General features: G+C 63.5%; 10 protein-coding genes, 1 tRNA gene and 3 pseudogenes. 7 read left to right on the top strand and 7 right to left on the bottom strand.

Annotated features, from left to right (window positions below):
• A pseudogene (locus G3436_RS09340) lies at nucleotides 1-283 on the bottom strand (hypothetical protein); the annotation flags it as partial.
• 271 nt (nucleotides 284-554) lie between these two features.
• Between G3436_RS09340 and G3436_RS09335 the strand changes: the two are divergent.
• The 3 genes from G3436_RS09335 to G3436_RS09325 are packed head-to-tail and all read left to right on the top strand — an operon-like array spanning nucleotide 555 to nucleotide 5,702.
• Nucleotides 555-2,813, top strand: coding sequence for an ATP-binding protein (locus tag G3436_RS09335; protein ID WP_338001228.1), 2,259 nt, complete (start codon nucleotides 555-557; stop codon nucleotides 2,811-2,813).
• An 18-nt stretch (nucleotides 2,814-2,831) separates the two neighbouring features.
• Complete coding sequence (locus G3436_RS09330; RefSeq protein ID WP_163943903.1) at nucleotides 2,832-3,293, top strand: response regulator; 462 nt, start codon at nucleotides 2,832-2,834, stop codon at nucleotides 3,291-3,293.
• A gap of 9 nt (nucleotides 3,294-3,302) precedes the next feature.
• Nucleotides 3,303-5,702, top strand: coding sequence for a hybrid sensor histidine kinase/response regulator (locus tag G3436_RS09325; protein WP_163943900.1), 2,400 nt, complete (start codon nucleotides 3,303-3,305; stop codon nucleotides 5,700-5,702).
• On the opposite strand, the gene G3436_RS09320 is transcribed toward G3436_RS09325, so the two are convergent.
• The 3 genes and pseudogenes from G3436_RS09320 to G3436_RS28845 all read right to left on the bottom strand — a co-directional run.
• On the bottom strand, nucleotides 5,653-5,868 hold the full coding sequence (locus G3436_RS09320) for a DUF3079 domain-containing protein (protein WP_163943898.1): 216 nt from the start codon (nucleotides 5,866-5,868) through the stop codon (nucleotides 5,653-5,655). The two genes, G3436_RS09325 and G3436_RS09320, sit on opposite strands and share 50 nt — an antisense overlap.
• A 133-nt stretch (nucleotides 5,869-6,001) precedes the next feature.
• Complete coding sequence (locus tag G3436_RS09315; RefSeq protein WP_420801191.1) at nucleotides 6,002-7,402, bottom strand: methyl-accepting chemotaxis protein; 1,401 nt, start codon at nucleotides 7,400-7,402, stop codon at nucleotides 6,002-6,004.
• A gap of 65 nt (nucleotides 7,403-7,467) precedes the next feature.
• Nucleotides 7,468-7,845 (bottom strand): annotated as a pseudogene (locus G3436_RS28845) (nitrate- and nitrite sensing domain-containing protein); the annotation flags it as partial.
• Nucleotides 7,846-8,208: 363 nt separating this feature from the next.
• Here G3436_RS28845 and G3436_RS09310 point away from each other — a divergent pair.
• Nucleotides 8,209-8,562, top strand: coding sequence for a hypothetical protein (locus G3436_RS09310; RefSeq protein ID WP_163943895.1), 354 nt, complete (start codon nucleotides 8,209-8,211; stop codon nucleotides 8,560-8,562).
• A 161-nt stretch (nucleotides 8,563-8,723) separates the two neighbouring features.
• Here G3436_RS09310 and G3436_RS09305 read toward each other — a convergent pair whose 3' ends face one another.
• Entirely contained in the window at nucleotides 8,724-9,578 is an 855-nt protein-coding gene (locus G3436_RS09305; protein ID WP_163943892.1) for a helix-turn-helix transcriptional regulator, read from the bottom strand.
• A 109-nt stretch (nucleotides 9,579-9,687) separates the two neighbouring features.
• Between G3436_RS09305 and G3436_RS09300 the strand changes: the two genes are divergently transcribed.
• Nucleotides 9,688-10,815, top strand: a complete 1,128-nt coding sequence (locus tag G3436_RS09300) for an MFS transporter (RefSeq protein WP_163943890.1) — start codon at nucleotides 9,688-9,690, stop codon at nucleotides 10,813-10,815.
• Nucleotides 10,767-11,219, top strand: a pseudogene (locus tag G3436_RS28840) (LysR substrate-binding domain-containing protein); the annotation flags it as partial. The gene G3436_RS09300 and the pseudogene G3436_RS28840, both read left to right, overlap by 49 nt.
• Nucleotides 11,220-11,369: 150 nt before the next feature.
• Here G3436_RS28840 and G3436_RS09290 read toward each other — a convergent pair.
• Both G3436_RS09290 and G3436_RS09285 read right to left on the bottom strand, forming a co-directional pair.
• Nucleotides 11,370-11,444: transfer RNA gene (locus tag G3436_RS09290), tRNA-Gln, on the bottom strand.
• Nucleotides 11,445-11,555: 111 nt separating this feature from the next.
• On the bottom strand, nucleotides 11,556-12,608 hold the full coding sequence (locus tag G3436_RS09285) for a GlxA family transcriptional regulator (protein ID WP_338001227.1): 1,053 nt from the start codon (nucleotides 12,606-12,608) through the stop codon (nucleotides 11,556-11,558).
• On the opposite strand from G3436_RS09285, the gene G3436_RS27490 reads away from it, so the two are divergent.
• Nucleotides 12,495-12,859 (top strand): hypothetical protein (locus G3436_RS27490; RefSeq protein ID WP_243667084.1); only part of this gene is annotated, 365 nt, incomplete at its 3' end. The genes G3436_RS09285 and G3436_RS27490 overlap by 114 nt on opposite strands.

Below are 12,859 nucleotides of genomic sequence, written 5' to 3'. Positions count from 1 at the left end.
CGATCTTGAGCGCCAGCAAGGTGCCGAACGAGGAATCCAGCGGCGCCGCCAGCAATGGCCGGTAGCGAAGCGCGACCATGCCCAAGCCGGCACCGAACAACAGCACCAGCACCCACGGCATCAACTGCCGGGCGCGCCTGCCGACGGCGTCCTCCAGCATGTGCATGAGGCTGGCCGGCAACTGCTTGCGAATGGCGCCCACAAACAGCACTTCAAAGAACACCGTGCCGATGAACAGCAGCGCGGCAAACAGGTGCAGGGTCAGCAGCGTGAAATAGGTCATCGGCGCTCCGTCCGGCCGGCGTCAGTGTGCGTGAGCCTAGCGTGACCTGCGGTGGCGGCCCTTGACGCCCATCAAGTAAACCAGCCGCTCGTCGCCGCCAACGGCCAGGCTGACCCCACGCCGTGATGTCAAAATGAACCATTCGCGCCTGCCGCGATCAGTTTTAGCATCGTGAACCGACAGGATTTGGTACTTTGTCAGCGTTTTTTCCAGCCAGGCCTGGCCACCACCGACCTCCGCTGCCTGCCATGACGCCTCCAGGAGGGACACCGTGACCCGTACCGAACCCGCTGACGCCTTCCAGGTCGCCCTGGCCAACTGCGCGCGCGAGCAGATCCGCACGCCCGGCAGCATCCAGCCCCAGGGCTTCATGATGGTCATCGAAGAGCCCGGCATGCTCATACGCCAGGTCAGCGAAAACCTTCCCGAGTGGCTGTCGGTGCCGGCCGATGCGCTGCTGGGCAGCCCGTTCGGCGCAGTGGTCGAGCAAGGCGACAGCGTTGTCAGCCAGCTCGGCGAGCTGGACGAGGACGAGTCACAGCCCTATCACGTGGCCGACGTGCGCTTGCTCATCGGCAAGCACTGCAACCAACCGGTGCCGATGATGCTGCACCGTCACGACCGCATGCTGATCGCTGAATTCCAGCGCCCCGGCACCACGCCGACCTCCAGCTCTCGCCTGTATCCGTTGGTGCGCTCCTTCGTCAGTGGTGCGTCGGATGTCGAGAGCATCGATGAACTGTGCGAACGCGCCGTGCGGGTGATCAAGCGCCTGACCGGCTTTGGCCGGGTCAAGTCCTACCGTTTCGACGCCGAGGGCAATGGCCTGGTCAACGCCGAGCTGATCGACGACGGCTACCCCAGCTACCTGGGTCTGTGCTTTCCCGGTTCAGACATCCCGGCCCAGGCCCGGGCACTGTACTGTTCCAACCGCATCCGGGTGATCGAGGATGCCGACTATGTGCCCTCGCCGCTGGTACCGGCTCACAATGTGCTGACCGGGCAGGCACTGGACCTGAGTTTCTCCACCCTGCGCAGCGTGTCGCCGATTCATCTGCAGTACATGCGCAACATGCAGACCTGGGCCTCGATGTCGGTGTCGATCGTGGTCGAAGGCAAGCTGTGGGGGCTGGTTTCCTGCCACCACCGCACGCCACGCAGCGTGAATTTCCAGATCCGCACCGCTTGCGAATTGCTCGGGCGGGTGCTGTCGCTGCAGATCGAAACCCGCGAGGCACATGTGCGCAACGCGCGCATGCTGGAGATTCGCCAACGCATCGTGCAGTTGCTGGGGGCGATCGCCGACCAGGACAGCGTGCGTTTCGGGCTGCGGACCCTGCCCGATACCTTCATCGATTTCGTCGGCGCCGCGGGTGCGGCAGTGGTTTCCGAGACCGGCTGCGACGCCTTCGGGCGCACGCCGTCCAGGGCACAGATCATGGCCCTGGCGGCATGGCTGGCCCGGCGCAGCGAAAGCGAGGTGTTCCATACCGACAACGCCGGCCGGGACCTCCCTGAACTGGGTGAGCTGGGCAAGATCAGCAGCGGTATCCTCGCGGTTTCCATTTCCGAACTGCATCCGCACTACCTGATCTGGTTCAAGCCCGAGCAATCGCAAGTGGTGCACTGGGCCGGTCGACCGGAGAAGTCCATCGCCCAGAGCGGCTCGCTCAATCCGCGCGAAAGCTTCGACAAGTGGCAACAGATTATCGAGGGCTTCTCCACCCCTTGGGACTCCAGCGAAATCGAAGGCGTGCAGGAGCTGCGCCAGGCCATCCTCGGCATCGTGCTGCGCAAGGCCGAAGAACTGGCGCAGCTGTCCGAAGACCTGGAAAAGTCCAACAAGGAACTGGAAGCGTTCTCCTACAGCGTGTCCCACGACCTGCGTGCACCGCTGCGCCATATTGCGGGCTATGCAGAGCTGCTGGGCGACGTCGAAGGCGACAACCTGTCCGAGCGCGGCCTGCGTTTTCTGGGCACCATCGAAGACTCGGCCAAATTTGCCGGCACCCTGGTCGACAACCTGCTGAGCTTCTCGCAGATGGGCCGCTGCACCATGCACCTGTCCGATGTGAACCTGTCGGCGATGGTGGCCTCGATCAAGCTGGAGATGATCCCCGACTACGAAGGACGCGAGGTCGAATGGACCTTCAATGCCCTGCCCGTGGTGGTGGCCGACCCGGCGTTCCTGCACCTGGCGATGCGCAACCTGATCTCCAACGCCATCAAGTACACCCGCGGCAGGCCCGTGGCCAGGATCGAGGTCGACGTGCTGGAGCGCGCCGACGACACGGTGATCAGTGTGCGCGACAACGGCGTGGGGTTCGACATGCAGTACGCCAGCAAGCTGTTCGGCGTGTTCCAGCGCCTGCACCGCATGGAGGAGTTCGAAGGCACCGGGATCGGCCTGGCCAATGTGCGGCGCATCATCGAGCGGCACGGCGGCACGGTGTGGGCCGAAGGTGTACCGGACCGCGGCGCGGTGTTCTACTTTTCACTCCCCAAGAAACCCCACATGCCCATTGCATGATCAACACGAGGGCACGCCATGCTCAAACCGATACTCCTGGTAGAAGACAACCCCAATGACCTGGAGCTGACGCTGCTCGCGCTGGAGCGCAGCCAGCTCGCCAACGACGTGATTGTGGTGCGTGACGGCGCAGAAGCGCTGGATTACCTGTTCCGCAGAAATACCTACGCCGATCGCGTGCAAGGCAATCCTGCGGTACTGTTGCTCGACCTGAAACTGCCCAAGGTCGATGGCCTCGAAGTGCTGGAGAAGGTACGCGAAGCCGAGGAGCTGCGCAGCATTCCAGTGGTGATGCTGACCTCTTCGCGCGAGGAGCCAGACCTGGACCGCGCCTACCAGCTGGGCGTCAACGCCTACGTGGTCAAGCCTGTGGAGTTCAAGGAATTCGTCGGCGCGATCTCCGACCTCGGCATCTTCTGGGCCGTGCTGAACGAGCCACCACCGGGTTCCACGCGCCTGGTTCGCCGCCCCAAATCATGATGTGTAGACATGCCTAAAAAAGACGCCGGAGCACCGACGCTCCTCACCAAGGTCAAGCTGCTGCTGATCGAAGACAGCGCCCACGACGTCGAGCTCACGCTGCTGACGCTGGAGCGTCATGGTCTGCAGATCGAAGCGGTGGTAGTGCATGATCACCTGGGCGCCCGCACCGCGATGAGCCAGCAGGCCTTTGACGTGATCGTCTGCGACTACCTGCTGCCCTCCTCGTCCGGCATCCAGGTACTGGAAGTCGCGCAGGCCGCAGCGCCGGAAACCCCCTTCATCTTTCTGTCCGGCATCTTCGGCGAGCAGCAGGCCGTGGAGACCATGCGCCTGGGCGCGGTGGACTATGTCCTCAAGCAGAACCTCAAGGTGCTGCCCAAGGCCATCCGCCGCGCCGTGCTCGAGGTGCGTGAACGCGAGAAACGCCGCGCGGCGGAAAACGCCCTGGAAGAGGTCGAAACCCGTGCCCGCCTGGCCATCCAGGCCGCCGAGATGGGCGTGTGGGAACTCAACCTGCGTACCGGTGGCATGATCCTGGACGAACGCAGCCGGGCCCTCTATGAAGTGCCGCCCACCAGCGAGCTCGATCTCGCCCAGGTGATGGAGCGCTGCCATCCGGATGACAAGGCACCGCTGCAGGACAGGATCGAGCGGGCACTGAGCGAAGACACCGGCTTTCATGCCGAGTACCGCGTGCTGCTGCCCGGTGGCCGGGTACGCTGGATCAACGCCAACGGCCGCTCGCTGTTCAAGGATGGCCAGTGCGTGCGCTTCAGCGGTGTGATGCAGGACATCAGCGAGCGCAAGGTCGCCACCCAGGCGCTGGTGCAACTGACCGAGACCCTGGGTGAACGCGTGGAGCAACGCACGCGCGAGCGCGACCGCACCTGGGAACTGTCGCGCGAGTTGCTCGGCGTGCTGCGCTTCGACATGACCCCGATCAACTTCAATCCGGCCTGGGAGTCAGCCCTGGGCTGGTCACGCCAACAGATTGGCAGCCTGCGCCTGTGGGAGCTGATCCACCCGCTGGACCTGGACGCCACCGTCAAGGAAACCCAGAGCATCGCCAGCGGCAACGTGTCGACGCGCTTTGTCAACCGCATGCGCCATGCCAACGGCGATTACCGCTGGCTGTCCTGGACCATCGTGCCGGAGAACGGCCTGATGTACGCGGCGGTGCGCGACATCACCGATGAGCGCGCGGTGGTCGAGGAACTGGCGGCAACCAACAGACGCCTGCGCGAGCAGATCGACGAAAAAGAGCGCGTCGAGGCAACACTGCAACAGATGCAGCGCCTGGAGGTGGTCGGCCAGCTCACGGCCGGGGTGGCGCACGATTTCAATAACCTGCTCACGGTGATCCTGACCAGTTCGAGCGTTGCCGCACGGGATATCGAGCGTGGCAACCTGGACAAGGTTCGGGCCCGCCTGCAGCACATCAGCGACGCGGGCGAGCGCGGCGCCAAGCTTACCGCCCAACTGCTCTCCTTCTCGCGGCGTCAGCGCCTGCAGCCACGCCCGGTCGACCTGAACGCCACGGTGCGCGGCATGCAAGGCCTGCTCAACAAGGCGCTGGGGGCCAGCATCTGGGTCGAGATGTCACTGGCCCAGGACCTGTGGACGGCGTCGGCAGACCTCACCCAGACCGAGATGATCATCCTCAACCTGATCATCAATGCCCGCGATGCCATGGCCAATGGCACCGGTTCGGTGCGACTGCGCACCTACAACGCCACGGTCGAGGTAGCGCCGGTGCGTCCGGAAGACCCTGAGCCCGGCAACTATGTGGTGTTTGCCATTGCCGACTCGGGTATCGGCATGAACGAGGAGACCCTGCTCAGGGCCTTCGAACCCTTCTTCACGACCAAGCCGGTAGGGCATGGTTCGGGGCTGGGACTGGCGCAGGTGTTCGGTTTTGCCAAGCAGTCGGGGGGTGGTGTGCGCATCGAGACGGCACTGGCGATCGGTACCACGGTAAGCGTCTACCTGCCCAGGATCGAAGGCAGCGCGGAGCCCGTGGCCCCAACCGCCTCACCGGTCTGCGAGCCGGGGCCCGCAAAGGGCTCGACGGTTCTGCTGGTAGATGACGACAACGCCGTGCGCAGCCTGACGGCCACGATGCTGGAGTCGATTGGGCTGAGGGTCATCCAGGCGCCCAGCGGCCTTGAGGCGTTGACAGCGCTCAGCGCCGAGGTTGACCTGGTACTGACTGACTATGCGATGCCCGGCATGACCGGCGGCGAACTGGCGGCCCTGGTGAAGCAAGTACGGCCTGCCGTGCCGGTAGTGTTCATCACCGGCTACGCCGACACCGACGTGCTGGGCCTGAACGACTCTACGGTGATCCAGAAGCCGTTCACCGAGCAGGATCTGCGCACGGCCCTGTGGCCGGCGTTGGCGCGCTGAGCCCCCACTCACCCGGCTGAGCCCAGTCGTCGCCAAACATCTCGGCCGGATGCATGGTGCGATCGGCGCCGTTGCCGCAGGCCAGGGCCTTGGCGGCGCAGTACCTGTCGCACCCCCAGCAGATGCGTTCGGGGTGGTTGGGGGCAGTTGGAAAGGGCTTGGCCATGATGCTCTCCAGGTCGCGGATGCAAGAGCCATCACGCTACCCCTGGCGCTACGGCGCGACCTTGATGCGCATCAACAATCCCGCGATCACAGGCCCGCTCACCGACCGGGCCCGCCCACCTGCCGCCTGTGCATCAGGCCATCTTGAAACGACCGACCAACTGCTGCTGATGCTCGGCCAGGCGCGCAAGCTCCTGGCTGGTGACGGCCGTCTGCTGCGCACCCGCGCTCACCTGAATGACCAGGTCATTGATCTCGTTGACATTGCGATTGATGTCCTCGGACACCGCCGTCTGCTCTTCGGCAGCCGACGCAATCTGAATGTTGCGATCGCTGATGCTGGCGACGCCCTCAGCAATCTCCACCAGCAACTCGCCGGCGCGCTCGACCTTCGCTGCACCGGCCTGCGCCTTGCCAAGGGTCTCGTGCATGGACGTGGTGGCCCGGTCCGACCCGGCCTGCAGGTTGCTGATCATCTGTTGAATGTTGCCTGTCGACTCCTGGGTCTTTTGCGCCAGGGTACGTACTTCGGACGCCACCACTGCAAACCCGCGCCCGTGATCACCCGCACGCGCCGCCTCGATGGCCGCGTTCAACGCCAGCAGGTTGGTTTGTTCGGCAATGCCGCGAATCACGTCGAGCACCGACGAGATCGCGTCGCTCTCATGCTTGAGGTCACCGATGATCGAGGCCGTCTGCTCGGCCTGCGCCGACAGCTGTTGAATCAGCACAACCGTGCTCTCGATCTCGCTACGCCCTTGCGCGGTACTGGTGTTGACCTGCTGCGACATCTGCGCCGCATCGCTGGTGCTGCGGGCCACCTCACGCACGGTAGCGCTCATTTCGTTGATCGCCGTGGCCACCAGCTCGGTGCCCTGGCGCTGGCGCTCCACGCTCTGGCTGGTCTGCAGCGTAACCAGCGAGGACTCCTCGGCGGCGGTGGCCACCTGCGTGGTGGCACTGCCGATTTCCTCGACGATGCCCTTGATTTCCTGCGCCATGCTGTTGAGGTTGCGCGAGATCTGGCCGAACTCGTCCTTGCTCTGGTAGGTGGCGCGCGCGGTGAGATCACGCTGCGCCAGAGCGCCCAGCACCCGGTTCACCTCACCGACCGCCTCGTTGATGTTGCGAATGATCAGGTACGACAGCACCGATACCGCCAGCAATGCGGCAATGGCCGCGCCGATGGTCAGCCACAGGGCCCTGCTGGCAACATCGCGTGTGTGGGCGGCAAGGCTGCCGACACTCTGGCCCAGTGCAACTTCGACTTCGCCCATCCGGTCGATACGTTGTGTCGCGAGGTCGAACCAGGCTTGCGGCTTGACGCCCAACGGCTGGCCCAGCGGTACTTCGAACGCCAGGCGCTGCAACTTGCCCACCTCAAGTGCCGCCGGCACTTGCATTTCCTTGTCGAAATGCTGCAGCGACGCGGCCGGCGCCTTGCGGCGGAACGCATCGGCGTAAGCGGTGAATTCACCCAGGTTGCGACTGAACGCCGACAACAGCGTTTCGTCGAAACGGTCCTGGTTGAACACCAGCCCAGTAAAACCCGCTCACGGCCCGCGCGCTCTTTCATTTCAATAAACTGGTTGAGCGCACCGAGTGCATGAACAATGGTCGCGTTGTTGACCCGCGACTCAAGCGAGTGCGTGTAGCCAATAAGCGTTTTGATCGTTTCGGTATACCGGGTACCGGACTCGGCACTGCTGAGCGCCAGCTTGTCGATACTGGCACGGGTTTGCGCCAGGCCGTCCAGCGCACGAATCACCGTGTCAAGCTCGGCACTGGACGTGCCTGACACCGCCCGTATGGCAGCGATCGAGTCATCCGATTGCTTGCGCATCTGCGCAAGGCGGTCCCCCATCGTGGTGCCGCGACTGCCCAGGAACACCCCACTGGCGCCACGCTCACGCTGCAAGGTGGTGATCAGCAGGCTGAGTTTCTGTGCGGTGGAGCTGGCCGTGACCGTGGTTTCCATATCGCGCAAGGTCTTGTAGTTGTCGACGACAAATACACCCGCCAGCGTCAAAAACCCTAGCAAGGGCAATAGCAGAATCAACATCAGTTTCATCCGCAGGGGCAAGTTCTTGAGCATGTTCCGTCAAACCTCAATGAGTGTTAAGTGCGTCGGCACACGATGAAGTTTGCTGTTGCTGTCCCCCCCGGTGCGCGGCGGCATTTTACGCGAGACGCTCAGATTTATGGGGACTTTTATATGTAAAGTTCTACAAAACAGGAATGCCATAACATAGTGCGGCGTGCACCATAATGATCCAGGTCAACAACCAGACGCGCGAGCACCGCTCACACCGCGGCGATCGATGCGCACACCTTCAGCCCCATGCCCGTGGGCGTAGAGATACAGCTGGCCATCGATGTCGAACAGGCTGCTGCAGGCTACAATCTCGATGAATCCGCAGATGACACAGCAAAGGCAGAGGTGACATGTTCACCAAGCCAATCGAATGGCTCAATAGCCACGGATGGGAAAGAACCAGGAAATGAAAATAGCCGACCTGTACAACGACATAATAAGAAACAACCAGACAACGACCTGGAAGTATTCGTTTCGGACGATGAAAGCCTGGAAGAAACCCCAGTGATTTGCAGGTCGCGCAGAGCAATAGCGCGGGCCAGCGCACTAACGCCAGCCGAGACCAGCAACCTGTTGATCAACCTGTCATTTTTATTCTAGATACTGCCAAAACTTTAGCCCGCGCCAGAAAATCAACGAATGAAAACAGGTTTATGGCGATCACCTTTGTTTTATGACCCAGCTGGTGACGAAGAGCTCGTCAGCGTTTATGCAATCCCAGCACACGGATAAAACCCCTACGTACAGCCCTGCGCTGCGGGTCAAGGCTCGGCACTGCCTGCCTGCGCCTGCAACCACTGCTCGAACACTGCCGTACTGCCCTCGCCTGCACCGGGCGTGTAATACACCAGGCGCAGGTGCTTGTCGGCATCAATCATGAGCGAGGTGTGCTCCAGGGTGAACAGGCCCAGCGCCGCAAGATGCAAATGGCGCAGCCCCTGACACGCACCATCGATGGTATGACGCTGCCACTCGCGGCAAAACTCGGCACTGCCCTCTTCCAGCGCCCGCACCAGCTGCGTCACGTCGCTCTCGGCCTGGGCGTGCACGTAGTCGCGGCGAAAACTCGACAGCATCTGCCGCGCCTGGTCCTCCCAGGGGCACAGCAGCGTACGCAGGTGCGGCTCCATGAACAGCATCCACAGCAGGTTGCGCCGCTCGGCAGGCAGCCGGGAAAACGCGAAAAGCCTGTCGGCGGCGGGGTTCCAGGCCAGCACATCCCAGCGCAGGTTCAACACGTACGCCGGCCTCAGGGGCAGGTCATGCAACAGGCCGTGGATGATCGGCGGCACGGCGCACCAGGTTTCACCGACTTGTGCCGGTGGGCGCTGAAAGGTCAGCAGGTACACATGACGCCGCTCCAGCGGGTCGAGCCGCAGCACGCCGCACAAGGTGTCGATGAACGCTGGCGAAACACCGATGGCACGCCCCTGCTCCAGCCAGGTGTACCAACTGACGCCCACCCCGGCGAGCGCTGCAACCTCTTCACGACGCAGCCCGGGGGTGCGCCGCCGGCCGCCACCAGGCAGCCCGACATCCTCTGGTGTCAGCCGCTCGCGGCGGCTGCGCAAGAATGCCGCGAGGTCTGCGCGGCGTCGTTCAGGGGTACTGTACATATCCGGGTAAGTCCTTGTAACCGCATAAATGGGCGTCATTGTAGCGATTGCCGGCCTGCATAAGAGTCGCCGCAGCCGGCCAACCGGGCCGGGTGTGAGGGAGAGGGAAATGTTCAGGACAATGCCTGCGTCGGTGTTGCTGATCGCCATCGGCGCCTTTGCGCTGGGGATGGCGTCTTATGTGACCGCCGGGCTGATACCGATGATCGGCCAGGCGTTTCAGGTAGAGGTGGCGGTAGCGGCGCAACTGGTCACCGCGTTCACGCTGGCCTACGGCATCGGCTCGCCACTGTGCGTGGCGCTGCTGCCGGCCACCCGCCAGCGTTTGGGGCTGTTGCTGGCGCTGGCGGTGTTTGCGCTGACCAACGCCGTCAGCGCGACAGTCACCGACTTCACGCTGCTGCTGGCCTGCCGCGCCGTGGCGGGCCTGGGGGCCGGCGTATACCTGGCCACCGGTATTGCCGCTGCGACAACGGTGGCGCCAGCCGACCAGCGCACCAAGGCGATTGCACTGATCATGACCGGCATGGCCAGCGGCACCGTGCTGGGTGTTCCGCTAAGCCTGCTACTGGCCGACTGGCTGGGCTGGCAGGCCGCGCTGTGGCTGGTGGCAGCACTCGGCGCCGTGGCCTGGCTGGGCCTGACGGCGAGGTTGCCGGCGTTGCCGACGACGCCAGTGCAGACGCTGCGCAGCAAATGCTCGCTGCTGGCCGATGCGCGCGTGCTGACCTTGCTGGCGGTGTCGCTGCTGGCCGCCGTGTCGAGCCTGGGCATGTATACCTTTATCGCACCGCTGCTGGCCGAGCCGGGGTACGGCGGCGCGCAGAACGTCACCCCGTACCTGTGGGTGTGGGGGTTGGGAGGGGTGGCAGGCAGTTTCCTGGTCGGCCCGCTGCCCGAGCGCGTACGGGGGCCGCAGTTGACGTTGGCGATCATGCTGGTAGTGGCCGGGTCACTGCTGGCGTTGCCGCTTGCCGCCGCCGTCTCGCCCTGGCTGGCGATGCTGCCGATCGCACTGTGGGGCGCCGTGGGCTGGGCGCTGCAGGTTCCACAGAACAATCAGCTGATCGTCGTGCGCGAACGCCACGGCGATGGCAACCTGGCGGTGGCGCTGAACGAGTCGGCGCTGCAGCTGCTGAATGTGCGCACCGGCGCGCCAGCAGCGTGGCGGGGTCGACCAATGAGCGCATGCCCGGGCGTTCGATCCAGGTCACGGCTGGGCACAGCCTGTCGGTGACCTTCCTGCCCAAGTGGCTGGCGCAATTGCAGCGGCACAACGAGCAGTTCAATGCGCGCGTGGTGGCGGCCAACATCCATGATGCGGTGATTGCGTTGGAGGAAGGCAATTGCGACCTGATGATCGTGTACCACCGTCCGCTGGCGCCCATCCTGCTGGACCCTGAGCGCTATGGCAGCCTGACCTTGGGGCACGATGCGTTCATCCCGTTGTGTGCGCCGGGCCATCATGGGCGGCCGCTGCACCGCTTGCCGGGCACGGCGGGCAAGCCGATCCCGCACCCGGCCTACACCGCCACCACGTTTCTGGCGCGCGTGGCCGACATCGTCATCCGCAATGCGCCTGGCCAGAGCGTGCTGAAGCGTTGCTACGAGGCGGACATGGCGCTGTTGCTGATGCGCATGGCGATCGAGGGCTACGGCGTGGCGTGGTTGCCGCACAGTGCGGTGATCGATGAGCGTGGACGGACGGGGATGAATGCAGAACACGCACAAAAAAACCGCCACACAATCGGGCAGCTCTTTACGCAACAAGCAGAAATCATGCAGAAAAAATGGCAGGGGCGGCTGGATTCGAACCAACGCATGGCAGGATCAAAACCTGCTGCCTTACCGCTTGGCGACGCCCCTGTGATGCAACTGAAAGCCCATGAAAGGCCTCGGCAGGAATACGCGCAAATGTACCAAGTTTCTGCTCACCAGGAAACCCCCAGCGATAAAAAAATACGAAAAAACAACCGGTTATCGGGGCAATAACGCACTCACAGGCTTTTCTGCACCTTTCACGCAGCCATACCGGGTTTCTTTCGACGGCCCATACCCATAGAACGACGCATAACACTTGCTGAAATGGCTCGGTGAAACAAAGCCGCACGCCAATGCCACATCAATCAGCAACAAGTCGGAATGCTGCAGCAAACGCCGGCTCTCGGTAATGCGCAACTCCAGGTAGTAACGCACCGGCGTGGTCCCCAACTGCGACTGGAACAACCGCTCGATCTGGCGCTTGGAACGCCCCACGTAATGCGCCAGCTGGTCCTGGCTCAATGGCTCTTCCAGGTTGGCACTCATCAGGTTGATCGCTTCGCGCAGCGGCTCGCTCATTTTTTCGTGCTGGCTAGGGCGCACACGGCGATAACGCGACGCTTCAAAGGCAAGAATATCGATGATCGCATCCACCAGCCCACGCCCGTGACGCAGGCCGATCCACTCCAGCACCATGTTGAACGCCCCCGCCGGGCTGGCCGCCGTCAACCGGTCACGGTCGACCTTGTAGCTCTCCCCGGTCACCTGGCTGTCCTTGGCGACTTCGGCCACGGCCGCGCGGTGTTCAGGGTGCACCGCACACTGGTAGCCATCGAGCAACCCGGCCTGGGCCAGGAACCACGCGCCATTCCACAGCCCGCCCACGGCCACGTGCTTTTGCGCCACCCGCTGCAGCCACTGGGTCAGTTCCGGGAGCGGACGCAGCACCGTGCGCAGGCCACCACACACCACCAGCAGGTCCAGGCCTTCCAGTTGCCGCCCCTCAAGCGTCGCATCCGGACAGATCACCAACCCCAGGTCACTGACCACCGAGGCACCGTCAAGGCTGAAGGTGGTCGTGGTGAAAGACGCCGCCTGGATCAGGTTGGCCGTCACCAGGGTGTCGAGCGCCTGGGTGAAGGCCGGCAAGGAAAAATGTTCGAGCAGCAGGAAGCCGACGCGCGCCTGGGCCACCGGGGGCTGCTGCGGGTTGCCCACAAACCTCAGGTTCGACCCTTGCATGGCATCGCTGAAATGCCTTCGTTCCACTGCTGGATGCCTCGTTCGATCTTGTTATGCGTGTATGCGCACGCCTGGCCTTACGGCTGGCAATATGCCCCGAAAATACCTGCAGGCGGTAGTCGTTTGTGCACAAGCCAACCTGGCTGTCTTGAAATTGTTCGTGGGCTTGAAGGTGCACGCCTTGAGCACACCCGCGCCCTCAAGATCGAGCACCGCCCGCGCGGCGCTTCGCTGGCAGTCGAGGCGTCGAACCGCAGCTCCACATCTATGGTACCCCG

Source organism: Pseudomonas brassicae, from assembly GCF_010671725.1.
GTDB lineage: Bacteria > Pseudomonadota > Gammaproteobacteria > Pseudomonadales > Pseudomonadaceae > Aquipseudomonas > Aquipseudomonas brassicae.
This window is presented reverse-complemented; position numbering and strand designations above follow the sequence as displayed.

Bases quoted from the DNA above. Each gene is read 5' to 3' on its own strand.
- G3436_RS09310 (WP_163943895.1), top strand. From the start codon at position 8,209: ATGCCCGTGGGCGTAGAGATACAGCTGGCCATCGATGTCGAACAGGCT.
- G3436_RS09305 (WP_163943892.1), bottom strand. From the start codon at position 9,578: ATGTACAGTACCCCTGAACGACGCCGCGCAGACCTCGCGGCATTCTTG.
- G3436_RS09300 (WP_163943890.1), top strand. From the start codon at position 9,688: ATGTTCAGGACAATGCCTGCGTCGGTGTTGCTGATCGCCATCGGCGCC.
- G3436_RS09320 (WP_163943898.1), bottom strand. From the start codon at position 5,868: ATGGCCAAGCCCTTTCCAACTGCCCCCAACCACCCCGAACGCATCTGC.
- G3436_RS09325 (WP_163943900.1), top strand. From the start codon at position 3,303: ATGCCTAAAAAAGACGCCGGAGCACCGACGCTCCTCACCAAGGTCAAG.
- G3436_RS09330 (WP_163943903.1), top strand. From the start codon at position 2,832: ATGCTCAAACCGATACTCCTGGTAGAAGACAACCCCAATGACCTGGAG.